Annotated in this window: 18 protein-coding genes; 5 read left to right on the forward strand and 13 right to left on the reverse strand. The window is 68.2% G+C overall.

All coding sequences use genetic code 11. The features are described 5' to 3' along the window. From ccsB to hemL, 6 genes are read right to left on the reverse strand one after another with little or no spacing between them, the layout of a single operon-like run. Positions 1–1,038: a c-type cytochrome biogenesis protein CcsB gene (ccsB, locus tag V9K99_RS12205; RefSeq protein WP_337002189.1), complete on the reverse strand. Its 1,038-nt coding sequence runs from the start codon at positions 1,036–1,038 to the stop codon at positions 1–3. Beyond that, positions 1,035–2,612, reverse strand: a complete 1,578-nt coding sequence (resB, locus tag V9K99_RS12210; protein WP_337002187.1) for a cytochrome c biogenesis protein ResB — start codon at positions 2,610–2,612, stop codon at positions 1,035–1,037. The genes ccsB and resB overlap by 4 nt, the downstream gene beginning before the upstream one ends. Before the next feature lies 1 nt (position 2,613). After that, on the reverse strand, positions 2,614–3,357 hold the full coding sequence (locus tag V9K99_RS12215) for a cytochrome c biogenesis CcdA family protein (protein WP_337002184.1): 744 nt from the start codon (positions 3,355–3,357) through the stop codon (positions 2,614–2,616). Further along, positions 3,357–3,929, reverse strand: coding sequence for a TlpA family protein disulfide reductase (locus V9K99_RS12220; protein WP_337002183.1), 573 nt, complete (start codon positions 3,927–3,929; stop codon positions 3,357–3,359). Before V9K99_RS12220 ends, V9K99_RS12215 begins: the two co-directional genes overlap by 1 nt. Further along, complete coding sequence (locus tag V9K99_RS12225) at positions 3,929–4,579, reverse strand: histidine phosphatase family protein (protein ID WP_442914713.1); 651 nt, start codon at positions 4,577–4,579, stop codon at positions 3,929–3,931. Before V9K99_RS12225 ends, V9K99_RS12220 begins: the two co-directional genes overlap by 1 nt. 14 nt (positions 4,580–4,593) lie before the next feature. After that, positions 4,594–5,919: a glutamate-1-semialdehyde 2,1-aminomutase gene (gene hemL, locus V9K99_RS12230; protein WP_337002181.1), complete on the reverse strand. Its 1,326-nt coding sequence runs from the start codon at positions 5,917–5,919 to the stop codon at positions 4,594–4,596. Positions 5,920–6,172: 253 nt separating this feature from the next. Here hemL and V9K99_RS12235 point away from each other — a divergent pair, with 253 nt between their 5' ends. Then, positions 6,173–7,534 carry a lytic transglycosylase domain-containing protein gene (locus V9K99_RS12235; protein WP_337002179.1) on the forward strand — a complete coding sequence of 454 codons (1,362 nt, stop codon included), beginning with the start codon at positions 6,173–6,175 and terminating at the stop codon, positions 7,532–7,534. Positions 7,535–7,632: 98 nt separating this feature from the next. Here V9K99_RS12235 and V9K99_RS12240 read toward each other — a convergent pair whose 3' ends face one another. Further along, positions 7,633–11,328, reverse strand: coding sequence for a S8 family serine peptidase (locus V9K99_RS12240; RefSeq protein ID WP_337002177.1), 3,696 nt, complete (start codon positions 11,326–11,328; stop codon positions 7,633–7,635). A gap of 181 nt (positions 11,329–11,509) precedes the next feature. Next, positions 11,510–12,472, reverse strand: a complete 963-nt coding sequence (locus V9K99_RS12245) for an LLM class F420-dependent oxidoreductase (protein ID WP_337002174.1) — start codon at positions 12,470–12,472, stop codon at positions 11,510–11,512. 242 nt (positions 12,473–12,714) lie between these two features. Here V9K99_RS12245 and V9K99_RS12250 point away from each other — a divergent pair, with 242 nt between their 5' ends. Beyond that, a complete protein-coding gene (locus V9K99_RS12250) occupies positions 12,715–15,870 on the forward strand; it encodes a glycoside hydrolase family 3 N-terminal domain-containing protein (RefSeq protein ID WP_337002172.1) in 3,156 nt (1,051 codons plus the stop codon). Between the two features lie 138 nt (positions 15,871–16,008). Here the strand turns inward: V9K99_RS12250 and V9K99_RS12255 are convergent, their stop codons facing one another. The 3 genes from V9K99_RS12255 to V9K99_RS12265 all read right to left on the reverse strand — a co-directional run bounded on the left by V9K99_RS12255 (position 16,009) and on the right by V9K99_RS12265 (position 19,782). Beyond that, positions 16,009–18,132: an MMPL family transporter gene (locus tag V9K99_RS12255; protein ID WP_337002170.1), complete on the reverse strand. Its 2,124-nt coding sequence runs from the start codon at positions 18,130–18,132 to the stop codon at positions 16,009–16,011. Positions 18,133–18,248: 116 nt separating this feature from the next. Then, positions 18,249–19,178, reverse strand: a complete 930-nt coding sequence (locus V9K99_RS12260; RefSeq protein ID WP_337002168.1) for a GlxA family transcriptional regulator — start codon at positions 19,176–19,178, stop codon at positions 18,249–18,251. A gap of 4 nt (positions 19,179–19,182) precedes the next feature. Further along, complete coding sequence (locus tag V9K99_RS12265) at positions 19,183–19,782, reverse strand: isochorismatase family protein (protein WP_337002166.1); 600 nt, start codon at positions 19,780–19,782, stop codon at positions 19,183–19,185. A 238-nt stretch (positions 19,783–20,020) separates the two neighbouring features. Here V9K99_RS12265 and V9K99_RS12270 point away from each other — a divergent pair, with 238 nt between their 5' ends. Further along, positions 20,021–21,253: an aldose epimerase family protein gene (locus V9K99_RS12270; RefSeq protein WP_337002164.1), complete on the forward strand. Its 1,233-nt coding sequence runs from the start codon at positions 20,021–20,023 to the stop codon at positions 21,251–21,253. 109 nt (positions 21,254–21,362) lie between these two features. Here the strand turns inward: V9K99_RS12270 and V9K99_RS12275 are convergent, their stop codons facing one another. Next, the gene (locus V9K99_RS12275) at positions 21,363–22,124 is read right to left on the reverse strand and encodes an SDR family NAD(P)-dependent oxidoreductase (protein ID WP_337002162.1); all 762 of its coding nucleotides are present in this window, start codon (positions 22,122–22,124) and stop codon (positions 21,363–21,365) included. A gap of 88 nt (positions 22,125–22,212) precedes the next feature. Between V9K99_RS12275 and V9K99_RS12280 the strand changes: the two genes are divergently transcribed. Further along, entirely contained in the window at positions 22,213–22,776 is a 564-nt protein-coding gene (locus V9K99_RS12280) for a TetR/AcrR family transcriptional regulator (RefSeq protein ID WP_337002159.1), read from the forward strand. Positions 22,777–22,822: 46 nt separating this feature from the next. On the opposite strand, the gene V9K99_RS12285 is transcribed toward V9K99_RS12280, so the two are convergent. Continuing rightward, entirely contained in the window at positions 22,823–23,401 is a 579-nt protein-coding gene (locus tag V9K99_RS12285) for a TetR/AcrR family transcriptional regulator (protein WP_337002157.1), read from the reverse strand. Positions 23,402–23,488: 87 nt separating this feature from the next. On the opposite strand from V9K99_RS12285, the gene V9K99_RS12290 reads away from it, so the two are divergent. Beyond that, positions 23,489–24,349 carry an SDR family NAD(P)-dependent oxidoreductase gene (locus tag V9K99_RS12290; RefSeq protein WP_337002155.1) on the forward strand — a complete coding sequence of 287 codons (861 nt, stop codon included), beginning with the start codon at positions 23,489–23,491 and terminating at the stop codon, positions 24,347–24,349. The last annotated feature ends 116 nt before the right edge of the window (positions 24,350–24,465 follow it).

Here is a 24,465-nt window from a genome sequence, read left to right on the forward strand (position 1 = left end):
TCACACCCCAGCGTAGGAGTGCAGACCGGAGACCAACAGGTTCACTCCGACGAAGTTGAAGATGAAGACGAACCAGCCGACGATCGCGATCACCGCTGCCGGGCGACCACGCCAGCCGGCCGTCGCCCGCGCGTGCAGGTATGCGGCGTACACCACCCAGGTGACCAGCGACCAGACTTCCTTGGGGTCCCAGCCCCAGTAGCGGCCCCAGGCGTATTCCGCCCAGATCGGCCCGGCCACCAATACGCCGAACGTCCACAGCGGGAACGCGAACGCCAGCACCTTGTACGCCGTACCGTCCATCGCCTCAGCACTCGGCAGCCGCCGCAGCGAAGCCGACATGGTCCCACCGGCCAGCACCCGCCGCTCGGCCCGGGCTTTGATCAGGTAGAGCACCGACACCAGTCCACCCACGGTGAACGCACCGCCGGAGATGGCCGCTGCCGACACATGGATGACAAGCCAGTACGAGTGCAGCGCCGGCACGAGCGGTCCGGCCGGGGTGTAGAGCGCGAGAGTCGCGAGACCCAGGACGGCGGCCACTACCAGCGTGACCCCGAGACCGAGCCACTGCAGCCGGTAGCGGTGCACGAAGATCAGATAGACCGCGGCGACCGCGAGCGACGCCGTGATCGAGAACTCGTACATGTTGCCCCACGGCACCCGGCCGGCTGCGAGACCACGCGTCACCACACCGACCAGGTGCAGCACGAACGCCAGCCAGGTCAGCAGCAACCCAACTCGGCTCGCCGCCTCCATCCGCTCGCTCCCTGCCGAAGCAGCGTCGTCGGCAGGGCCATCGTCAGCAGGGTTGGCAACCGCGGCCGCGGCGCCCGTTGCGCCACTCGAGACCTGCTCGGAGCCGTCGGCAGCGACCAGCACCTCGGCCTTCTCCTCCACCGCAGCGGCGGCCGCCTTGGTCACGACCGCCCGGCCCATCGCCCATTCGAGCGCGTGCGACACCATCGCGAGTGCGTAGATGACAGTGGCAGTCGGGACCAACAGGTTGGAGACTTGCGCGAAGGTCTCCGGGCTCATGGCTGCTCCTGCTTACTCGATGGAACTGGTCTCAGGCTGTCGGTGATGGCCTGGAGTTCGTCGCCGAGCCCCCGCTCGGGTCCGCGGTCCAGGCCCGCGACCTCGACCACGGTACGCCCGTGCTCAGTTCGGACGCGCACCCAGGTACGGCGTGGATGCACGAACAGCGACCCCATCAGGCCGAGGATCGCGAGCAGAATGCCCGCCAGGGCGAGATCCGTGCCCGGGGTGTGGCTGACCTGCAGCTTCACCCAGCGGCTGTAACCGTCGAAGGTGAGCGACCCGGCCTTGTCCGGCAGCGTGACGCTCTGTCCGGGGGCGAGCTGGAAGCGCATCTTGTCACCGTTCTGCTCGAACTGGGTGAGCTTCGACTTGTCCAGCTGGTACACCGACTCCGGCTTCCCGGTCTCGGGCTGGGGCCGGCCGTAGTACGCCGTCATCACCAACTCGGGGTTGAGGTCGTCGGGAAACACCGAGACCGGACCGCGCTGGTCGATCACCGCGGTCGGCAGGAAGAACCCTTCGAAGCCGAGCTGGACCGGCCGGGCGTCCGGTGCCTTGATCACGCCGAACGACGAGAAGTTCCCGTCCTGTGGCAGGAACGGCGCTGGACCGGAGAACGCGACCTGTCCGGTCCCGTCCTTCACCGTCACCCGCGGCGCGTAGCCATGCCCGAGTAGGTAGACACTGCTTCCGTCGAGCTTGAGCGGGTGGTTCACCTTCAGGTCGTACGACTTCTCCGGTGCGTCCGGTGTCTCCTGGTAGGTCAGTTGCGCGTTGAACTCGCGGGCCGCACCGCGCTGCGGGCCGTCCTCCTGGAACTGCACCTGGAAGTCCTTCACCGTCAGCGAGAACGGCGGCAGGTCGTCCGCGTTGAAGACACGGCCGGGCGCGAAGTCGTCGTACTGCGCCAGCGAGTTGGAGAAACCGTTGCCCACGACAACCAGCACGGTGCCGCGATAGCCGAACAGCGAACCCCAGGCGACACCGATCAGTGCCAGGATGAGGGAGAAGTGGAAGAGCAGGTTGCCGGCCTCACGCAGGTAACCGCGCTCGGCTCCGACCGCGCCGTCGTACGGCTGGACGCGGAACCGGCGTTTGCGCAGCTCGCGGGTGGCGGCCGCCAGTACGTCGCCCGGCTCGTCGACGGTGAAACGCTGGTAGCCGGCCAGCCGGTTCAGGTTGCGCGGCGGCTTCGGCGGCCGGGCCCGGACGGCCTTCAGGTACACACCGAGCCGGGGCACCACACACCCGATCAGCGAGATGAACAGCAGCAGGTAGATGGCCGAGAACCAGGCCGACTTGTAGACGTCGAACAGCCCGAGCTTGTCATAGAGCGGCCCGAGCTTCGGATGCGCCTCGAGGAAGTCCGCCACCTTGATCGGGTCGATCGGGATCTGCGGGATGAGGGATCCCGGTACGGCGCCCAGCGCGAGGAGGAAGAGCAGCACGAGGGCTGTCTTCATCGAGGTGAGCTGGCGCCAGGTCCAGCGCAGCCAGCCGACCAGGCCGAGCGCCGGCGGCTCGTTGGGCGGCTCCGGCGGTGCGGCGGCGCGATCCTTGACCTCGGTCATGTCACACCGCCGACCCGAAGTTGCTGACCCATTGCCTGAGGTCGGCGGTCATCGAATCCCACACTCCCGTCAGCAGCAGCAGTCCCACCGCGATCATCAGTACGCCGCCGATCCGGATCACCAGCACCTGGTGGGCCCGGACCCACGCCACCGCGGCCAGCATCCGCCGGAACGCCAGCGCCGCCACGATGAACGGGATCCCCAGCCCGAGGCTGAACACCATCGCCAGGGTGGCGCCGCGCCCGGTGCTGCCCTCGGTCGCGGCCAGGGTCATCACCGTCCCGAGCGTCGGCCCGATACACGGCGTCCAGCCGAATCCGAACAGTACGCCGAGCAGCGGCGCCGCCGCGATCCCGACGGCCGGCACCCGATGCACCCGCAGATCCTTCTGCAGAAAGCCGAGCCCGCCCAGGAACACCAGTCCCAGTACGACGGTCGCCGCACCGAGCACCCGGGTGATCGCGGTCTGATGCTCGAGCAACGCATCACCGACAGCCCCGAAGACCACGCCGGTGAGGATGAAGACGGCCGAGAACCCGGCCACGAACAAAGCTGTCCCGGCCAGCATCCGTCCACGCCGTTCCGATCCGAGCTCGGCCGCGGACAGCCCGGTCACATACGACAGATAGCCAGGCAGCAGCGGTACGACGCAGGGCGAGAAGAACGAGATCGCACCGGCCAGCACCGCGATCGGCAGTGCCACCAGCATCGAGCCCGTCATCGACTCCGCGAACCACTCACCCATCAGCCGGTCGCGTCTTTCACCATTCCGAGGAGGGTGTCTTTGGTGACTTCGCCGACCACGCGCGCGGCGACCTTGCCGTCCTTGTCGATCACCAGCGTGGTCGGGATCGCCTTGGGCGAGATCTGACCGCGGAACCGGAGCAGTGCCTTACCGTTCGGGTCGTAGATGCTCGGGAACGTCACGCCGAACGCCTGGACGAACTTCTTCGCCGGCGCCTTGTCCAGGTCACGGGTGTTCAGCCCGATGAACTGCACCGACGGGCCGAGCTCCTTTGACGCCGCGATCAGATCCGGCGCCTCCTTGCGGCAGGGCGGGCACCAGGAGCCCCACACGTTCAGCACGACCACCTTGCCGGCCTGGTCGGCCAGGCTCCAGGGCTTGTCGTCGAGCGTCGTACCGGTCAGCGCCGGCGCCGGCTTGCGGTCGGCCGGCGCGAACACCGACACGTTGCCCGTACCGCTGACGAACCCGGACTGACCCTGCCGGTTCTCCGACGTCTGCTGGCCCGAACTGCAGGCCGTCGCGGCCAGCAGCACCGCGGCGACGACGAACGCCGTACGACGGAACGACATCACGCACCGCCCACGAACTTCTTCGGGTTCTTCACGGGCAGCAGGTCCTTGGCGGGTTCGGCGTAGCCGACCGAGACGATCGACTCGCCGTGGAAGGTGAACGAGGTCAGGCTGGCCAGGCTGCACTGCCGCTTGCGCGGGTCGTGCGCCAGCCGGCGGCCCTCGATCGCGGACCGGACGATCCAGATCGGCAGCTGGTGCGACACGATCAGCGCCTCGTGCCCGGCCGCCTTCTGCCGGGCGGTCTCGATCGCGTCCCGCATGCGCCGGACGAGCTGCTGATACGGCTCACCCCAGGACGGCTTGAGCGGGTTGCGCAGCAACCACCAGGCGCTCGGGTTCTTCAGCGCGCCGTCGCCGACGCCGAACTTCTTGCCCTCGAACAGGTTCGCCGCCTCGATCACCCGCTCGTCGATGTCCGGGGTCAGGCCGAAGACCTTGGCGATCGGCTCCATCGTCTCCTGGGCCCGCTCCAGCGGCGAGCTGACCAGGTGGACGATGTCGCGGCCTTTCACGTGGTCGGCCACGCGCTCGGCCATGGTGCGGCCGAGCTCGGACAGGTGGAAGTCGGGGATCCGGCCGTAGAGCACGCCGGTCGGGTTGTACACCTCGCCGTGACGCATCAGGTGCACGACCGTCGTTTCGGTCACCGCTGCCGTTCCCTTCAGTTCTGTCGTACTGCGGCTGCCGCGCGGGCAGCCGGGGCGAGGGCGGACTCGAGCTCGGCCAGCGCGTCATCGTCGATGGCGGCGCTGACGAACCAGGCCTCGAACGCACTCGGCGGCAGGTAGACGCCGGCGTCCAGCATCGCATGGAAGAACGCCGCGAACCGGGGCAGCACCTGGGCGTTCGCACCGGCGAAGTCCCGGATCTCGGCAGGTCCCTCCGAGGACTCCACGAAGAAGACGCTGAAGAGGTTCCCGGCCGCCTGAATGACGTACGGCACACCTTCCTTGTCCAGCGCGGTGCCGACCAGCCGCTGGATGGTGGCCGAGGTCTCGTCGAGCTTGGCGTAGACCTCGTCGGTTGCCAGCCGCAACGTGGTCAGGCCGGCCGCGGTGGCAACCGGGTTCCCGGACAGCGTGCCCGCCTGGTAGACCGAGCCCTCCGGGGCCAGATGAGCCATCACGTCGGCTCGCCCGCCGAACGCCGCCGCCGGGAAACCACCGCCCATCACCTTGCCGAACGTCATCAGATCCGGCTGTACGCCGTCGACGCCGTACCAACCGGAGCGGGTGATCCGGAAGCCGGTCATCACCTCGTCGGAGATGAACAGCGCGCCGTTGTCCGTACACACCTGGGCGAGGAAGGCGTTGAAGTTGTCGCGCGGCGGTACGACGCCCATGTTGCCGGGCGACGCCTCGGTGATCACGGCCGCGATCTGGTCGCCGTACTCGGCGAAGGCGGCGGTGACGGCGGCCTGGTCGTTGTACGGCAGCACGATCGTGTCCGCCGTGGTGGCCTCGGTGACACCCGGCGTACCGGGGATGCCGAGGGTGATGACGCCGGAGCCGGCCTGGGCCAGGAGCGCGTCCACATGACCGTGGTAGCAGCCGGCGAATTTGATGATCTTGGCGCGACCGGTGAACCCGCGGGCCAGCCGGAGCGCGGACATGGTCGCCTCGGTCCCGGACGACACCAGCCGGACCTTGTCCACCGGCGTCCGGCCGACGATCTCCTCACCGAGCAGGACTTCGGTCTCGGTCGGCGTCCCGTACGACGTACCGCGGGAGACCGCGGCCTGGACGGCGGCGGTCACCTCCGGGTGGGCGTGGCCGAGCAGCATCGGGCCCCAGGAGCAGACCAGGTCGAGATAACGGTTGCCGTCGACATCGGTGATGTGACATCGGTCACCCGATGCCATGAAACGCGGCACGCCGCCGACGGCGCGGAACGCACGCACGGGAGAGTTGACTCCGCCCGGGGTGACTGCGGAGGCCCTGTCGAAGAGCGCGGCGGACTGTTCTGTGTGGTCGGGCACGGCCGCCATTCTCCCCGACCCGCCAGCCGGTTCGGCGGGCGGGCAGGGTGGATCGGCCCCGATAACCGAGACCAGGGGGTTCACAGGTGCGTTGTTACGCGCCAGTATGGGTACCCGGTGACCGCTCGTACACGGTCTCGTCCGGCGCGTAACCCACGCACGGGGCGGACGTTAGACCAATAACGACGGCAACCGACACGACGAAATGACCCGTCTGCAGCGTGGGGCCGGACAGGTCGATGAGTCACGGAGGGGATCATCGATGGCGAAGGGCAAGCGCCGCGCCACGGGTAGCGGGTGGCGTCAGGTGGCGCCGCTGATCCCGTTGGCGTTGTTCGCGAGCGCGTTCACTGTCAGCGCCACGGACGATCCGGCAGTTGCCACGGCCTCGCTCGAGCAGGGTCTGGCCGGCAAGGATCCGGTCGTCGTACCGGCCACACCGATCGTCGCGCCGGCCAACGTGCCGGTGCCCGGTCAGGTCGGCCACGGTGTCGACCCCGGTGAGCAGCCGACCCAGGTCGTCTCCGGTCTGTCCCGCAACGGGATCCCCACGCTCGCCCTGAAGGCGTACTCCCGGGCCCAGCAGGTGATGGCGCAGGTCGACCCGGGCTGCAACCTGCCGTGGACGCTGGTGGCCGCGATCGGCCGGGTCGAGTCGAACCACGGCCGCTTCGGCGGCAATGCGCTGAACTCCCAGGGCGTCGCCGTCCCGGGCATCTTCGGCCCCCGGCTGGACGGCGTCAGTACGGCGCGGATCACCGACACCGACGCGGGTGCGTTCGACGGTGACGGCGCCTTCGACCGCGCGGTCGGCCCGATGCAGTTCATCCCTGGCACTTGGCGGTCGATGGGTGTGGACGGTGACGGCGACGGCGTCCGGAACCCGCAGGACATCGACGACGCGGCCATGTCGACCGCGGTCTACCTGTGCTCCGGCAAGACCGACCTGTCCAAGGCAAGCGACCTGAACTCGGCCGTCCTGCGCTACAACCACTCCCAGCAGTACGCCGATCTCGTGATCAGCATCGCCAAGGCGTACGCCGGTGGCAGCTGGATCGCGGTCGGCAACGGGACCGAGGACGACGACCAGGGCATCGACCGGGCCGGCGACCAGATCGGCGACCAGGAGATCGACGCCCCGGCCGACGACAACCTGCCGCAGGCGGTGGACAACCCGACGTACCCGAGCACGGTGAAGCCGACGCAGTCGACCACGCAGCAGACCGGCAAGCCGAGCACCGACCCCACCAGCAACCCGCCGTCGAGCACCACCCCGACGACGAAGCCGACCACCAGGCCGCCCGCGGACGACCCGACCGTCCCGACGCCGAAGCCGCCGACCACGACGACGCCGAGCGCACCCGGTGTGGCCACGCTGCAGACGGCCGCCGGCCTGATCGTCGGCACGGTCGGCAGCACGGTGGGCGAGCTGACCACGGCAACGAAGTACTGCCAGGCGGAGATGGCGAAGGTGACCATCACCAAGCCGACGCAGGACCAGCTGCAGAAGTGCGTCACCGCCTACCAGACCGGCGGCACCAAGGCCGTCGACCAGGTCATCCGCAACCTGCTGTCCCTGCTCGGGCTGCTGGGCGTTCTCGGCGGAGGCATCGGCGGAAGCTGACCTGGACTACTGGACCGGCGCGCCTGCCCCCACCCCTCCCTGGGCGCGCCCCTGGCGACGCCACGGAGCACCTCCCCCCGGCTTCGTGGCGTCGCCCTTTATCGTTCTACGGCCCAGGCCTTCTCGATCGTCTGGCTGATCTTGTTGCCCACCACATCGGTCGCCGTCACCCGGATGTTCGCGTACGACGCCTCCGCTGGAGCAACCGGGATCCGCGCACCCACCGTGCCGCCGAGTCCCCGCGGGCTGAGCGACAACCGCTGCCACGTCTTCCCGTCGTACGAGATCTCGGCGGTGGTCCGGAAGAGGTTCAGCCCGCGCACGCCCGGTTGGTACCCAGGTGTCAGCTCGAGCCAGCCGTTGGCCACCTTGTAGTCGACCTGCACGAGCGGCAGCACTGAGCGGGTCTTTGCCGGCTTGGAGAGGAAGTGCCACTCGGTGTGGGTCGCGGTCGAGGTGGTCGCCCAGCTCTTCGGGCCGCGCCTCTGGTCCAGGACCAGGTCGTACCAGGCGGCCTTCTCCGAAACCGCGAACTGCGCGACGGACCAGTTCTTGCTGCCGAGCTCGACCCCGTTGCTGCTGAGCTTGAGACTCGTCACGTCACCGCGGTCGCCCCAACCGTAGATGTCGCCGTCGCCGCTCACGTACTGGGGAATCGCGATCCGCAGCGCGTTCTCGAACCGGGCTGCGGGCAGACCCTGTGACTCGCTGCCGGTGGCGTTGTACGGGGTCGCGGGACGCATCAGCGGCTCCCACCAACCGCGGCTGACCTTCTCGTTCGGGCGGTAGCCGCGGGCGATGGTGTACTCCCACCCGGACTCGTTCCACTCCCCTGCCGACGTCTTCTCGTCCCAGGTGACGCCCTTGAGATCAGTGGCGAGATAGTCGGTGCGGGTGACCGGACCGGTGACCAGGCGGCTCGAGGAGAGACCGGTGGAAATGCCTGGCAGGTGGGCGATCCGCTGCTCGGTGTGCAGGTGCCACGCGTCGTTGCGGAGGAAGTCCGTGGTCACCGCTGCCGGGCGCATCTTCGCGATGTCATACGTCAGCGGGCCCCTCACCACAGACGGCCCGACGGCCAGGTCGTACCGGTAGGTGCTGTCGAGCAGACCGTTGAGCTGGAAGGTCACCGGCCCCTTCGCCAGCACGTCGAGCAGTTGCTTCCCCTCCTCAGCGCCCAGCAGGTAGAACGGGATGCCCTGCTCGGAGCCGGTCGACCAGAAGCCGGGCTTCTCGTTGTACATGAAGACGGCTCTGGCGCCGGCGTCCTTCGCCGCCTTGACCTGCTTCGCCACCTGGTTCAGCGACACCCACCGGATCAGCGCCACCTTGTCCTTGGCTCCGGCCAGCTCGGCCGCCGTACCGTCACCGCCGTTGTGGAGCGGCAGCTTCTCGTTCCCGACGAAGACAGTGCGGTTCGAGGCCTCGTCCGGGGTCGGCAAGCGGAAGCTGCTGCCGGTGCCGGCGACGTCGACGGTCAGCTTGGGCTGGGCGAGGTCCCAGCGCTGCACGACCTGGAAGGTGCCGTTGGCAACCTTTCCGAAGTCCTGCGAGTAGACGCCGTCGGCGACGCGTCCGTTGAACGCCCAGCCGGAGACCGCGTCCCGGTCGCCGATCTTGCGGTGCCAGGCGACGCCGATGCGCTGCGCGTCGGTCCGCAGCGGGGTCTTCACCGTCACCTTGTGCGCCGTCCGGGCGTCGAAGGTGAAGGTGCGGTCGCTGTCGATCCACTCGTCCGGATCGCCCATCAGGGTGACCGAGTTCGTCCAGTTGGCCTCGTCACCGCCCATCGCGTAGGCCATCACGCTGTACCGCCCGGTCGGCACCTCGAGGATCCGGGTGCCCGTCTTGTCGAACGCGATCGCCGCCACGTCGCCGGTGTCCTGGTTCCACAACTGGACACCGCTCGCCCCGGCCTTCGTGGTCGCGGGCTGACCGTCGCGCCCGATCCCCTTCACCGTCACCTGGTGCATCCGCCCGCCGGCCGCGAACCCGAGCCCAGTCCGGTACGACGTACTGCCTGAACGGGCCGTGAGGACGCCGGAATACTTGGCCGGCTGCGTCTTGGCCAGATCGAGGGTCACGGTGGCGGACGCCGTACCTCCGGCCGGGATCGTCAGCCGGACCGGGCTGACCGTGACCGCGGCGCTGACCTTCGCCGGCGACTGGGCGCCGACGGTCAGGTCGACGGTGACCGGCCGGGTGGAGTTGTTGCGGTAGGCAACCGTGCGGGTGACCGGAGCCGGAGCGGCGTCCCCGGTCCAGGACAGGTCGCCGAAGAACAGGTTCGCGGTGTCCGGCAGGACCTTCGGGTCGAGCGCCTTCGGGATGTCGATCCGGCCGAGGCCCTGCTGGTCGGCCCTTGCCGCGGCCGACGGGACAGCGGTCGCGGCAAGGGCAGCCTTGAGTTGCGGGCCGGTCCAGTCCGGGTGGCGCTGGGCCAGGATCGCGGCGGCGCCGGCGACGTGCGGAGTCGCCATCGAGGTGCCGCTCATCGCCGTGTAGTACTGGCTGAGCACGTTGCCCTGATCGGTGCCGGCCGCGCGGGCGGCCGCGATCTCGACGCCGGGCGCGGTCACCTCGGGCTTCAGCGCGCCGTCGCCGAGGCGGGGGCCGCGGCTGGAGAAGTTCGCGAGCTGATCGTCGCGGTCGACCGCGCCCACGGTGAGCGCCTCGGCCGCCGTACCGGGAGAACCAATGGTTTCCTCGGCGCCGGAGTTTCCGGCCGCGATGACGAACAGCGCGCCGCTGGACTTGGAGAGCTGGTCGACGGCCTGGCTCATCGGGTCGGAGCCGTCGGTCGGCCAGCCGCCGAGGCTCATGCTGACCACCTTGGCGCCCTGCTGGACGGCCCACTCCATCCCGGCGATCGCCTCGGAGTCGAGGCCGCTACCACTGTTGTCGAGCACCTTGCCGATCAGCAGTTCCGCGCCCGGTGCGACCCCCTTGCGCTTGCCGTCGGACGCCGTACCGAGGCCGGCCACGATCGACGCGGTGTGGGTGCCGTGGCCGTGCAGGTCCTGGACCGCCTGGTCGGGGATGAAGCTCTCCGAGGCGATCACCTGCTTGGCCAGGTCGGGGTGGCCGGCGTCGTACCCGGTGTCGAGGACGGCGACCTTGACGCCGCGGCCGTCGTACCCGGCCTTCCAGGCGGTCGGGCCACCGATCTGTTTCGTGGACTGGTCGAGGGTGGCGTGGGTGCGGCCGTCGAGCCAGATCTTGGTCAGCTGACTGGTCTTGAACGTGGTCGGCCCGCTGACGCCGTCCCAGAAGGTCTTGGCGTCGGACTTCTGCACGCTGACGGCGGTGCTGCCGACACTGGGCAGGGTACGGCGGAGTGACGCGGCCTGTGGTGCGGCCGGGGTGCTGCGCAGGGTCGACGGCGCGGTGAGGAGGAGCGGCAGCCGGTCGCTGCTCGCGTCGTCGTACCCCTGCGCAACAAGATCCGTCAGGTTGAAGAGCCGCTGGTCGAGGCGGCCTTCGGTGAGCAGCGGGTACGCCTCCGCGGGGACCAGAGTGAGGTCGCCGTCGAAGTTGCCGAAGTAGTACGGCTCGTCATTGGTCAGCCGGGCGGAGACCTGGCCGTTCGAGCTGGTGGTCAACTCGGCGACGTCACCCGTGACGAGAGTGATCCGGTGCGTGCTCGCACCAGGTGTCGGCCTGGCGTCGGCGCTGTTGTCGTCGGCGGCGCTGTTGTTGTCGGCGGCCTGTGCCGAGGTGGTCGCCAGCGTCAGGGAACTGGCGACCACCATCGCGAGCAGGCTCTTCGCGAGACGTGACGATCGGACGGTCACAGGGATACCTCCCGATGCCCCGACCCACGCGAGGCCATCTTCGGGAGCCTGACAGTTGCCCTCAGCCTCGGTCCACCGCTCTGGCTGACGTACATCCGCCATGACCGGTTCTGGTCACGACGTTGAGAACCCACCGACCATTCTCGGCGCGAGAAAGTGATCGGTGGGTTCTCAAGGTGGGTTACGCGAAGCGCTTGGCGACCTGCTCGGCGCGGTCTACGAGGTCGAGGTCGTAGGCGACGCCGGGGACGTAGAAGTTCACGTAGTCGGCGCCGGCCTCGAGGGCGGCTTCGACCTTGTCGGCGATCTCGTCCTCGGTGGCGATGACGTTGTCCCGGTCGAACTTCTCCCGGTTCATCGGGCCGAGTGCCTTCTCGGTCGCCCGCTGCGGGTCGTCACCCTTGTCGATCGGGAAGATGTTGAAGTTGGTCGACTTGATGATCTCGTCGTAGTCGCGGCCGACCTTCTCGCAGTGCTGCCGCAGGATGTCGCACTTCTCCTTGATCACCTCGGGGTTGCCGCCGCCGATGTTCGCCGCGTCGCCGTACTGCGCGACCAGCTTCAGCGTCACCTGCGGACCGCCGCCGCCGATCCAGAAGCTCGGGTGCGGCTTGCGGACACCCTTCGGCTCGTTGATCGGCTTGTCGATCGAGTAGTACTTGCCGTCGTAGACCGGCTTGTCCTCGGTCCACATCTTGTAGATGATCTCGGTCGCCTCGCGGAAGGCGGCCATCCGGGGCTTGGTGTCGGTCCACTCGTAGCCGTACGCGTTCCACTCGTGCTCGTACCAGCCCGCGCCGATCCCGGCGTACAAGCGGCCGTGGCTGGCGACGTCGACGGTGGACGCGATCTTCGCGTAGAGGGCCGGGTTGCGGTACCCGTTGCAGCCGACCATCTGGCCGATGTTCACCCGCTGGGTGTCGCGGGCCAGCGCCGCGGTCGCGGTCCAGCACTCGAAGGTGGTGTTGTCACTCGGTTCCGGCACGGTGTGGAAGTGGTCGAACAGCCAGATGGAGTCCCACGACTGGTCGTCGGCTCGCTTGGCGACCGCGGTCATCGCCTCCCACTGCTCGATCGGATCCGCGATCTGCGCCAGATCCATCTTCCAGCCCTGCGGAACGAAAATGCCGAAACGTGTAGTCATGCTGACATCCTTTCCAACCGCCCCCGCCCCGGTCCATCAACCTGACTACTGAATTTGCACTCAATCAGACCACTCCAACTTCTGAATCCCTCCCGACGTCGCGGCCGTGCATGCGTCTGGAGGTGCTGTGTGAGAGCGCTCTAGTTCCGGAACCGGTGAGGTCTTGACCGGGGGTTCGGCAGCGCTGAGAGTCGGGCGCGTGACGCGGGTGTGCGGCCCGCGCCGGAGCCTAGGAGTCGCCCATGCCCAGGTGGCCTGTTGTTCGCCGATCCAGACGTCGTACGGCGTTGATCACCGCCGGTGCGCTGTTGATCGGGCTGTTGCCGCTACCGGCGGTGGCGGACGATCCGGCGCCGATCGTGCTGGCGGCGTTCGAGGGAGCCGAACCGTTCGCGTCGCCGCCGAATCCGGGAATCTTCGGGTGGGGCAGTGACGGGGACGATCCGCCGACGATGGAGTTGCAGGCCCGCGCGGACGCACCGGCCGGCGAGAAGGTATTGCACGGGACCTACAACATCAGCGGGTGGGGCGGGTTCAGCCATGACGTGACGTTCGACCAGAACCCTGGTGACTGGTCGGCGCACAAGGGCATCCGGTTCTGGTGGTACGGGCAGAACACTGCGCCGCTGCCGCCGGGATCGGGTAAGCGGATCTTCTTCGAGATCAAGGACGGCGGCGCCAACGCCGAGGCCTCCGAGCTGTGGAACACCAGCTTCACCGACGACTGGCAGGGCTGGCACCTGGTCGAGATCCCGTTCAGCGACCTCGTCTACCGCGGCGACTACCAGCCGGTCGGCGGCATCGACCAGGTTCTCAACCTGACGCAGATGTGGGGTTACGCCTTCACCATGCCGGCCGGGTCACCGGGTGAGTTCGCGATCGACCAGGTCGAGGTGTTCGGCAAGGCCGACCCGGCGCTGAAGGCGAGTGTCGTCACCGACGCCGGCGTCTACCCGGTCAAGGAGGGCGGCACCGCGAAGGTCAAGATCTCCGTCGCGACCACCGGCAGCACGCCACTCGAGGAACCGGTCACCGTCGCCTACCAGACCGGCACCGGAAGCGCCGGCTCCGACGACTACACGCCAGTCACCGGGAGCATCACCTTCCCAGCGGGTACGACGTCCGGCACCTCACAAACCGTGGACGTCGCGACACGCAAGGACGGCAGCGCCGAAGTCGCCGAGACGATCCCGCTCGAACTCACCGTCACCGGAGCGAAGGCCCCGTCGACCCAGCCGACCGTCGTGATCAACGCGCACGACCTGCCGTACCTCGACAGCAAGCTCCCGTTGAAGAAGCGGGTCGCGGACCTGCTCGCCCGGATGACCCTGGCCGAGAAGGTCGGCCAGATGACCCAGGCCGAACGCAACGCACTCCGGTCGCGCACCGACATCGCGTCGTACGCGCTCGGCTCGTTGCTGTCCGGCGGCGGCTCGGTGCCGACGCCGAACACTCCGGCGGCCTGGGCGGCGATGATCGACAACTACCAACTGAACGCGCAGGCGACCCGGCTGCAGATCCCGTTGATCTACGGCGTCGACGCCGTGCACGGGCACAACAACGTGGTCGGCGCGACGATCCTGCCGCACAACATCGGCATCGGCGCGACCCGCGATCCGGACCTGGCCCGTCGTACCGGCGAAGTGACCGCGACCGAGGTCCGTGCGACCGGCATCCCGTGGGACTTCGCGCCGTGCGTCTGCGTGGTGCGCGACGACCGCTGGGGCCGGGCCTACGAGGGGTACGGCGAGGATCCGGCGCTGGTGCGGTCGATGGCGACCGTGATCACCGGTATGCAGGGCAAGGCCGACGGCAGTCAGCTCAAGCAGAACAACCGGGTGCTGGCGACGGCGAAGCACTTCGTCGGTGACGGCGGTACGACGTACGGCTCGTCGACCACCGGCTCCTACAAGATCGACCAGGGGATCACCGAGGTCACCCGTCAGCAGTTGGAGACGTTGCACCTGGCACCGTTCAAGACGTCGGTGGATCTCTGGGTCGGCACCGTGATGCCGTCGTACTCGAGTGTTGCCGTCGACGGCCAGGCACCGGTGAAGATGCACGGCAACGGTGAGCTGATCAACGGAGTGCTGAAGGAACGGATGGGCTTCGACGGGTTCGTGATCAGCGACTGGCAGGCAATCGACCAACTGCCGGGTGACTACCCGAGCGACATCCGGACGTCGATCAACGCCGGGCTCGACATGATCATGGTGCCGACGAACTACCAGGGCTTCACCCAGGGCCTGACCGACGAGGTGAACGCCGGCCGGATCCCGCCGGCACGGATCGACGACGCGGTCCGCCGGATCCTGACCGAGAAGTTCAAGCTCGGCCTGTTCGAGAAGCCGTACGCCGACACCTCGCGGATCGCCGACGTGGGATCGGCCGCCCACCGGGCAGTCGGGCGTGAGGCCGCGGCGAAGTCCCAGGTCCTGTTGAAGAACGACGGCAACCTCTTGCCATTGCCTGTGACATCGAAGGTCTACGTTGCCGGGAGCAACGCGAACGACCTGGGCAACCAGATGGGCGGCTGGAGCATCAGCTGGCAAGGCGGTTCGGGTACGACGACCAGCGGTACGACGATCCTGGACGGGATCAAGCAGGTGGTGCCGTCGGCAACGTTCAGCGCGGACGCCTCGGCTCCGGTCGAGGGTCATGACGTCGGTGTAGTGGTGGTCGGTGAACGCCCGTACGCCGAGGGAATCGGTGACGTGGGCAATGGTCACGACCTGCTGCTCTCGGACGTCGATAAAGCCGCCGTGGACAAGGTGTGTGCGGCGATGAAGTGCGTCGTACTGATCGTGTCCGGCCGGCCGCAGGTCATCGCCGACCAACTCGGTTCGATCGATGCTCTGGTGGCGTCCTGGCTTCCCGGGACCGAGGGTGCCGGCGTTGCCGACGTTCTCTTCGGCAAGCGGCCGTTCACCGGTCGCCTGCCGGTCAGCTGGCCGCGTACGGAGGACCAGCAGCCGCTGAATGTCGGTGACGCTTCCTACGATCCGCAGTACCCCTATGGCTGGGGCCTGAATACGCAGGCGACGGCTCGGCAGAAGCTGACCGAGGCGCGTAACACTCTGCTGCAGAAGCGTGATCCGTATGCGGTGGCCGCAGGTGTTGCTGCCGGGATCGCACTTCACGTCAAAGACTGGTCACAGGGCACTTTCGCGCTGGCCGCCCTCGAGCAGTCCGCGAAGTACCTGGAGCGGACCAACGCCGACTCCTACGCCGAGGGCGATGCGGTGGTGAGTGCCGCCCGCTGGATCGCGCAGAACCGGATCGGGCAGACCGTCGACGAGCCGAGGTCGAAGCTCACCTCCGATGCGGAGCACCTGCTCCTCACCGGGAACCTGCAGGCCGCGGTCGGCAAACTGGCGACGGCGTACAAGCTCAGGTAACCCCCGATGGGCGGGACGGAGTAGTGCCCGTCCCGCCCATCGCTACGTCAACGCCCCTGTTCGTCGACGCCCCCGTTTCCCCGAGTTGGCCTGGTCGGAGAGGTAGACGCAGGTTCCGGCGAAAAGGTTCGAAACGGTCTAGACCGCCGCGAACTCCCGGTCGCGGACCTCAGGAGCGGGCCGGGCCGACAGCTTGTTCGGCCACCAGGCCTTGCGGCCGAGCAGGACCATGATCGAGGGCAGCATCACGATCCGGACCAGGGTCGCGTCGATCAGGACGGCAACGGCCAGGCCGACGCCCATCTGCTTCATCTCGAGCATCCCGAGGGTGGCGAAGACGGCGAACACCGAGACCATCACCGCGGCCGCGCTGGTCACCACACCGGCCGACTCGGTGATGCCCTTGCGGACGGCCTCGCGTGGCGTCAATCCCGCCGCGACGCCTTCGCGGATCCGGCCGAGGACGAACACGTGGTAGTCCATCGACAGCCCGACCAGGATCACGAACAGGAACAGCGGGATCCACGAGACCACGAACCCGGCCGACGTGAACCCGAGCAGACCTTCGGCCCACGAGTGCTGGAACACCAGTGCCAGTACGCCGAAGCAGGCAGCCACCGAGGCCAGGTTCAGCAGCGTGGTCACCACCGCGATCGCCAGGCTCCGGAACGTCACCGCCATCATCACCAGCGTCAGCGCCAGCACGAACGCGATCACATACGGCAGCCGGTCCCGCTGATTGTTGCCATAGTCAACCGACTCCGCCGACTCACCACCGACCGCCCAGGTCACCGACCCCAGTGCGGCCGGAGCAAGCTCGTTTCGCAGCTGACCAAGCGCAGCTGAGGCGTTCTCGCTGTTCTCCGGCAGCACCGACACCAGCGTCAGCACGGCGGTCCCGTTCGCCTGCCGAATCGCCTCTCCCGGCGGTACGACGAACTTGCCGCTCTGAACTGCGGACTCCTGCAGCCCGGTCAACCCCGCGACCGCACCTCCGCCCTGCGCGACGACGTCGTACGACAGACCCCCCTGGGACGGGAAGTTCGTCTGCAGTTCTTTCAGCGTGCGTACCTCGGGGATGCTCTGCGGCAGCGTGTTGAGATCGGCCGACTCGGTCTTCATCCCGAGAGCCGGTACGGCGAGTGCCACGACTGCGGCCGCGGACAGCAACAGTGCGGCGCGCGGATAACGCAGTACCGGAGCCAGGATACGGCGGCTGATGCCACCCGGACCGATGCGCCGGTTGAGCCGCCACAACAGCGGGACGCGCGGCCGGTCGACCCGGTGACCCAGCTTCGCGAGCAACGCCGGCAACACAGTCAGCGAACCGAGCACCGCTACCGCGACGACCACGATCGTGGCGGTAGCCATCGACGTGAAGGTCGCGTCCTGAGAGACGTACAGGCCGGCCATCGACACGATCACGGCGAGACCGGAGACGACCACCGAATGCCCAGAGGTGGCCGCGGCGATCTCGACTGCCTGGAGAGTGTCGCGACCCTTGCGGCGTTCTTCGCGTTCACGCTTGAGATAGAAGAGCGAGTAGTCGACGCCGACCGCCATACCGATCAGCAGTACGACGTTCGCCACCGAGCCACCGTCCGGGAACAGATAGGACAGCGGCGCGTAGAAGCCGAGGGCGGCACCGACGGCCGAGAACGCCAGCAGGACTGGGATTCCAGCGGCGATCAGCGCACCGAAGGCCAGCAACATCAACGCGAACGTGATCGGCAGGCTGAGCTTCTCCGCCTTCGCGAGGTCGGACCCGACCTGCTTCCAGATCCCCGCATCGACCGATGCGCTGCCGGCCTGCGCGATGTTCAGGTCCGGGTTCGCCTTCTGCACTTCGGCCGTGGTGGCGACGATCTTTTCGATGTGGTCGGAGGCGTCGTCCGCCGTACCTTTCAGCTCCATCGGGACGAGTGCGGCCTTGCCGTTCTCCGACCAGACTGGCTGTCCGACAGCCTGGACCGAGTCCAGTCCCTTGAGCTTCTGCTGGAGCTGGGCGATCGCCGTACTCGCGGCCGCCTTGTCCAGCGGCCCGTCGGGATCGGTCAGCAGCACGGTCTCGGTCGGGCTGTCGCCGAGTCCTGCTTTCTCGATCAGTTCCGCGGCCTGGCCGGACTGGCCGACCCAGGTGTCCTTGCTCTCCGTCTGCTGCTTCGGGATGACCACCGACATCCCGACCGCGACGACGACGAGCAGCAGCCAGAGGCCGATCGCCCGCCATGGATGGGTAGCACTCCAGCGCGCTACGCGCACAGTTACCGATCCCCTGCTCACCCTGTCCACCTCTCGTTGTTTCGGTCAGGACGAGCCTGGCCGGAACACGAGACGAACTCAGGAGTCTTGAGCCCCCAGCGGAGGTGGACTTACCTCTACCCGGCCACGGGTTCGGCGGTGCGGGAGCGGAGGCGGCGAAGCATGCGAGCGTCCTCGAAGCCGACCGCACGCGCCGCGGCCTCGACCGTCGTACCGTGGCCGATCAGGTGTTCGGCGCGTTCGAGCCGCAGGAGTTGCTGATACCGGAGTGGGGTCAGCCCGGTTGCGGACGTGAAGATCCGGGTCAAGGTCCGCTCGCTCACGCCGACCTGGTGGGCGAGGTCGGAGAGCAGTAGGCGGTCGGCGTACTTGGCATCGATGACGTCCTGCACCCGGTGCGCGAGATCGCTGAGGTGACCGCGATGCCGCAACATCGCGCTCTCCTGCAACTCGTCACCGTTCCGACGCGCGTAGACGACCATCTCCCGCGCCACCCGCGCAGCCGCCTCGGCACCGCACGCGCCGGCGACGAGATGCAGCGCGAGGTCGATCCCACTGGCGATCCCAGCGGACGTGATCACGCGATCGTCCACGACATAGAGGACGTCCCGCACGATCGTCGCCTTCGGGTACCGCGCCGCCAGCTCGTCGGTCAGGTCGTGATGCGTGGTGTACCGCCGACCGTCGAGCAATCCGGCCGCCCCGAGCGCATCGGCCCCCGAACACACACTCGCCACCGATCCCCCGGCCGCGTGATGACTGCGCAACCGCTGCCTGGTCTCCGGCCCGATCGGCGGAGTCGGCGACAACCGCGGCGACCTCCACCCCGGTACGACGATCAGGTCGTTCGGACCGAGGTCGGGCCAGTCCAGCCGGGCCTTCACCGGCACACCCTGCGCCGTGAGGATCTCGTCGGTCTCGGCCACGTAGCTCAACTGGTAGCCGTAGCCGAGGTCGTTCGCGGTCGAGAAGACCTGCGCCGGCCCAGCCAGATCCAGCAGGTGCAACTTCGGCACCAGGAGAAAGGCGACCTGGGTGGGCATCATCTGGTCAGGATGGCACGGGTACGGCGGTCAGTTCGTCGAGCGTCCGAATGGTGGCGAACCGGCCGGCCAGGGCGTACTCGGTTCGTTCGGTGACGACCTCGGGACTGAGTGTCCGCGGATCGGCCAGGATCTCCTCGAGCGTCGCGTCGACGGGCATCGTCCAATGCGGGAGCGGGGTGGTCGCGGTCGCCTCGGTGACGAACACGACGTCGTACCCGAAGTCGGAGGCGACCCGGGTGGTCGTCTCGCAGCACTGCTCGGTGCGGATGCCGCTGATCACGAGCTCGGTGACGCCGTGCTGGGTGAGGAGCTGCTGCAGATTCGTTGTGGTGAAGGCGTTGTGGGACGTCTTGGTGATCACGGGCTCTGTGTCGAGCGGCTCCAACCCCTCGATCAGACGGACGTGACCGTTGACCGGGTCGAACGCACCGCCGGTGCCCGGCTCGGTGTGCAGCACCCAGACCACCAGGTCGCCCTTGTCCCGGGCCGCCCGGACCAGGCGGTCGACGCGGTCGGCAATGTCGGGGTGGTTCACGGCCTGCCAGTTCGGTCGGACCCGGAAGGATTCCTGGACGTCGATCACGATCAGTGCGGTTCGGCTCATGACGTCCATGCTCGCGGCCGGCCGCCGTACCGGAGAAGGCCCGATCGGGGCGGGGGCCGGACCGATCCGGTCAGCGGGTGCGGAGCCTTTCGATCGTCGTGCAGTCATCGGACGAATTCGAACGGTGACGAACTATTCCAAACACTGGACCAGTCTGCTTATGGTGCCCCGGTCGGCGTGGCTCTGTTGATTTTTTGGGCTCTCGCCGCCAATCGTCGATTCAAGTGAGGGGAATGCGATGCCCGACCACCTACCCCGCCGCCAGGTCCTGCGTACGGCCGGCGCGCTCGGGCTGGGTGCCGCCGCCGCGGGCGCTCTCAGCAGCACTGCGGATGCCGCCACCCAGGCCAGTTCGACCGCTGGTACGCCGGATAAGTTGACCGCCATGGGCGAACATCACGGCAGGTTCGAGATCCGCAAGGACCCGTTCGGCACCACCCCCGACGGGCAGGCGGTGGACGTCTACACGTTCACCAACGGCCGGGTCACCATCTCGATGCTGACCTGGGGCGCCACCATCCAGCGGGTCGAGACTCCGGACCGGCGCGGCCGGACCGAGAACATCAGCCTCGGGTTCGACAACCTGCCCGACTACGCGGCCCTCAGCCCGTACTTCGGCTCGACCATCGGCCGGTACGGCAACCGGATCGCGAAGGGCCAGTTCACCCTGGACGGGACGAAGTACCAGATCCCGGTCAACAACGGCGAGAACGCGTTGCACGGCGGCACCATCGGCTTCGACAAGAGGGTCTGGAAGGCGAAGGTCGTCCAGTCCGAGAAGGCTGTCGGCGTCGCCTTCACCTACGTCAGCCCGGACGGCGAGATGGGCTTCCCTGGTGAGCTCACCACGACCGTCACCTACACACTCGACCGGCGCGACACGCTGCGGATCGACTACCACGCGACCGTCGCGGGCAAGCCGACCATCGTGAACCTCACCAACCACGCGTACTTCAACCTGGCCGGCGAGGGCAGCGGGTCGATCGACGGCCACGTGCTGCAGATGGACGCACCGTCGTACACCCCGGTCGACGCCGGGCTGATCCCGACCGGCGAGATCGCACCGACGGCCGGTACGCCGTTCGACTTCAGCAAGCCCACTCCGATCGGCAAGCGGATCCGGGACGACCACCCGCAGCTCGTGGTCGGGCGCGGATACGACCACAACTTCGTCCTCGGCGCCGACCCCGGCAAGGACGGCCTGCGCTACGCCGCCCGCTTCTGGGAGCCGGAGGAAGGCCGCACCATCACGGTCCACACCACCGAACCGGGCGCCCAGTTCTACAGCGGCAACTTCCTCGATGGCACCTTCCAGGGCATCGGGAACAAGTCCTACCGCCAGGGCGACGCCTTCGCCTTCGAAACCCAGCACTTCCCTGACTCCCCCAACCACCCCAACTTCCCCTCCACAGTCCTCCGCCCCGGCCAGACCTACACCTCCACCACGACGTACACCTTCGGCACCAAGTAGTCGCCGTACCGAAGAACGGGTAGTAGTCGGCAGCCCGAGGGCCGCTGCGGCGCGGTGGCGCCGCCACAGCGCGCGGCGACCGCCGCACTACCCGTTCTTCGGTACGCCATCACCGTTCGTTGGGCCCCAGCCACAGACCGCCGTTGGTCTCGAGGACTTCACCGGTGACCCAGCGCGAGTCGTCGGAGGCGAAGAAGGCGATGACGTCGGCGATGTCGGGAGCCTGGCCGTGGCGGCCGAGGGCGACCATCGCGGCGACGCGAGCGGCGGACGTCGGGTCCTGGAGCCAGCCATTCATGTCGGTTTCGGTGATCCCGGGCGAGACCGTGTTCACGGTGATTCCACGAGGGCCGAGGGTGCGTGCCAGCGACCGGGTGAAGACGTTGAGGGCGCCTTTCGTCATGCCGTAGGTGATCTCCGGCTGGGCGAACCAGGTGACGCCTGATGACACGTTCACGATCCGGCCGCCGTCCGGGATCAACGGCAGCACCCGCTGGGTGAGGAACAGCGGCGCCTTCACGTTGATCTCGATCAGCCGGTCGAACGCCTCAGGTGTGACGTCGTGGATGTTGTCGTCGTAGTCGACGATCGCGGCATTGTTCACCAGGATGTCCAGGCCGGCGCCGTCCAGCCCGGCGGTCAGTCCGTCGTACAGCGCATCGATCGCGCCGTCCGTCCCGAACTCGGCCTGCACCGCGAACGCTTCACCGCCCGCGGCCGTGATCGCCTCGACGACCTCCTTCGCCGCCGTCTCGTTCGTGCTGTAGTGCACCGCGACCCGCGCGCCGTCCGCCGCCAGTCGTTCGGCCGCGGCCCGCCCGATCCCGCGCGAACCGCCGGTCACCAGTGCTGTCTTCCCCTGCAAGCTCATATCGATGGTCCTTCTCTCGAATCCAAAGCGGAACGATCCCTAACATAGACGATAGGGAACGATCCCTAACATTGCTACCCTGGAACCTGTGACGACCCGGAGGAGTTCCGCCGAGACACGTGAGCACGTGCTCGCGGTCGCGCACGAGCTCTTCTACTGGCAGGGCATCCGGGCGATCGGCGTCGACCGAATCGCCGCCGAGGCGGGCATCGCGCCGACCACGTTGTACCGGCTGTTCGCGTCCAAGGACGACCTGATCGCGGCGTACGTCGACCGCGCACACGAGGCCTATCGCGAGTGGTTCCGTACGGCGCTCGATCGCGGTGGCGACGATCCACGCAAGCGCGTGCTGGCGCTCTTCGACGAGCAGAACGCGATGCTCCAGCCGGACGTCTGTCGAGGCTGCCCGTTCCTGATGGTGCTCACCGAGTTCCCGGACGGAAGGGTGGCGAGTCACCAGCAGGCGGTCCGGTTGAAGCAGTGGGTGCACGACCAGTTCGCCGTACTGGCCAAGGACTTGACGTCAGACGACCCCGATCGGCTGGCGACGCATCTGACGCTGATCTTCGAGGGTGCCTATGCGTCAGTGCAGGCACTCGGCATCGAAGGGCCGGCCAATCACGCCCGATCCTTGGTCGAGACGCTGATCTGACTCCGGCGCCAGACTGTTCCCTGACGGTCGCGACCGGTCCGACCGCCTACCGCCGCGCCTTCACGGATGCCTCCAGATAGGCGAGGAGGTCGTCCACCAACTGTTGTGGGCTGGCGTGGCCTTTGCCGGTGGCGGACAGGTGGCCGGTGGCTGCGAGGTCGGCGGCGCCGTGGGCTACTGAGCGCACCAGGGATGCGAGACGGACCGGGTCGCCGGCGGGGAGTGCGCCGGCGGCCTGGGCGGCTTCGACCAGGCCGACCAGTCCGGCCTGGGCGCTCTCGGCCGCCGCAGTGAGCTCGGCGGACTCGACCGTCCAGCGACCGAAGACCAGCCGGAAGCGTTCCGGGTACTCCAGCGCCCAGGCGATGTAGCGGCCCATCGCCTCGCTCAACGCCGCCTTGGCCGACCGCTTCCGCAGGACGGCTTGCTGGATCAGCGCGCCATTCCGCTCGAGGTCTTGCGCCGCGACCGCCGCCAGCAGCGCCTGCTTGTCGGCGAAGTGCTTGTACGGCGCATTGTGGGACACGCCGGCCAGTCGCCCGACCTCGCGCAGGGTCACCGCGGGCACCCCACCGCTGTCCAGCAGCCCGGTGGCGACCTCGATCAGATCCTCCCGCGTCCCCATCCCGCGATCGTAGCGCCCGGCATCCTGGTTGACGTTGTCAACCTGGTCTGCCTATGGTTGACAGCGTCAACCTAGAAGGAGGAACAGATGCGAGCGGTTGTCACCGGAGCGAGCGGCGGGATCGGAGCCGCGATCGCGGAAAGACTTGCCAGGGAAGGGATGTCGGTCGTCCTCGTCGGCCGCAGCGCGGAGCGCCTGTCGGATGCGGCCCGGCGGATCGAGGCCGCCGTACCGGGTGCGGACCTGCACCTGGATGTCACCGATCTGTCGTTGATGGCCGAGGTACGACGGTTGGCCGACCGACTCGGCGACGAGCCGCCGGATGTTGTCATCAGCAACGCTGCTGTGGTCGCACCGATCGACGACGTCACCTCGGAGGGGATCCAGCGACTCCTCGCGACGAACCACCTGGCGCCGTACCTGCTGCTTCGATCGCTGGCCGAGGCGCTCGGCGATCGGCCGGCTCGCTTCGTGGTCGTCGGCGCCTCGCCGACGCTGCTGCGCCGGGTGCCGGTCGACGTAGACCGCTTGGACAGCCGTGACGGCCTGGCTCCGATCCCGAGCTTCCGTCCGTTCGCGGCGTACGGGCGGACCAAGAACATGAACGCGATGTTCGTCTACGCCCTCGCCCAGCGGCTGGCCGGCAGCGCCATCACCGTGAACGGCGCCCACCCCGGCATCATCCGCGACACCGGCCTCGGCCGTGACGCCCGCGGCCTGCTCCGCCTCAGCGCCGGCATCCTCGACCGCTTCACCCCTGGTCCCGACGTCGGCGCCGACACGCCCTCCTGGCTCGCCACCTCCGCCGAGGTCGCCGGCATCACCGGCAAGTTCTTCGTCAAACGCCAAGCCGTCCCGACCGCCCCACACACCACCGACCCAACCCGCTGCGACCACCTCTGGGACGAAAGCGCCCGCCTCGTCGGCCTGCCCGTCACCGCAGCCTGAGCTCATCTGCGGACCGCCAGGCCATCACAATCGCCACCCCGCATCGACCGTCGCCGCGTGGCGGCGTGGTCGGCGGCCGATTGTGATGGCCTGGCGGTTCGCCCCACCCAGACGCG

The organism is Kribbella sp. CCNWLW201, from assembly GCF_037203805.1.
Lineage (GTDB): Bacteria > Actinomycetota > Actinomycetes > Propionibacteriales > Kribbellaceae > Kribbella.

Bases quoted from the DNA above. Each gene is read 5' to 3' on its own strand.
- ccsB (WP_337002189.1), bottom strand. From the start codon at position 1,038: ATGAGCCCGGAGACCTTCGCGCAAGTCTCCAACCTGTTGGTCCCGACT.
- resB (WP_337002187.1), bottom strand. From the start codon at position 2,612: ATGACCGAGGTCAAGGATCGCGCCGCCGCACCGCCGGAGCCGCCCAAC.
- V9K99_RS12215 (WP_337002184.1), bottom strand. From the start codon at position 3,357: ATGGGTGAGTGGTTCGCGGAGTCGATGACGGGCTCGATGCTGGTGGCA.
- V9K99_RS12220 (WP_337002183.1), bottom strand. From the start codon at position 3,929: ATGTCGTTCCGTCGTACGGCGTTCGTCGTCGCCGCGGTGCTGCTGGCC.
- hemL (WP_337002181.1), bottom strand. From the start codon at position 5,919: ATGGCGGCCGTGCCCGACCACACAGAACAGTCCGCCGCGCTCTTCGAC.
- V9K99_RS12235 (WP_337002179.1), top strand. From the start codon at position 6,173: ATGGCGAAGGGCAAGCGCCGCGCCACGGGTAGCGGGTGGCGTCAGGTG.
- V9K99_RS12245 (WP_337002174.1), bottom strand. From the start codon at position 12,472: ATGACTACACGTTTCGGCATTTTCGTTCCGCAGGGCTGGAAGATGGAT.
- V9K99_RS12250 (WP_337002172.1), top strand. From the start codon at position 12,715: ATGCCCAGGTGGCCTGTTGTTCGCCGATCCAGACGTCGTACGGCGTTG.
- V9K99_RS12260 (WP_337002168.1), bottom strand. From the start codon at position 19,178: ATGATGCCCACCCAGGTCGCCTTTCTCCTGGTGCCGAAGTTGCACCTG.
- V9K99_RS12265 (WP_337002166.1), bottom strand. From the start codon at position 19,782: ATGAGCCGAACCGCACTGATCGTGATCGACGTCCAGGAATCCTTCCGG.
- V9K99_RS12270 (WP_337002164.1), top strand. From the start codon at position 20,021: ATGCCCGACCACCTACCCCGCCGCCAGGTCCTGCGTACGGCCGGCGCG.
- V9K99_RS12275 (WP_337002162.1), bottom strand. From the start codon at position 22,124: ATGAGCTTGCAGGGGAAGACAGCACTGGTGACCGGCGGTTCGCGCGGG.
- V9K99_RS12285 (WP_337002157.1), bottom strand. From the start codon at position 23,401: ATGGGGACGCGGGAGGATCTGATCGAGGTCGCCACCGGGCTGCTGGAC.
- V9K99_RS12290 (WP_337002155.1), top strand. From the start codon at position 23,489: ATGCGAGCGGTTGTCACCGGAGCGAGCGGCGGGATCGGAGCCGCGATC.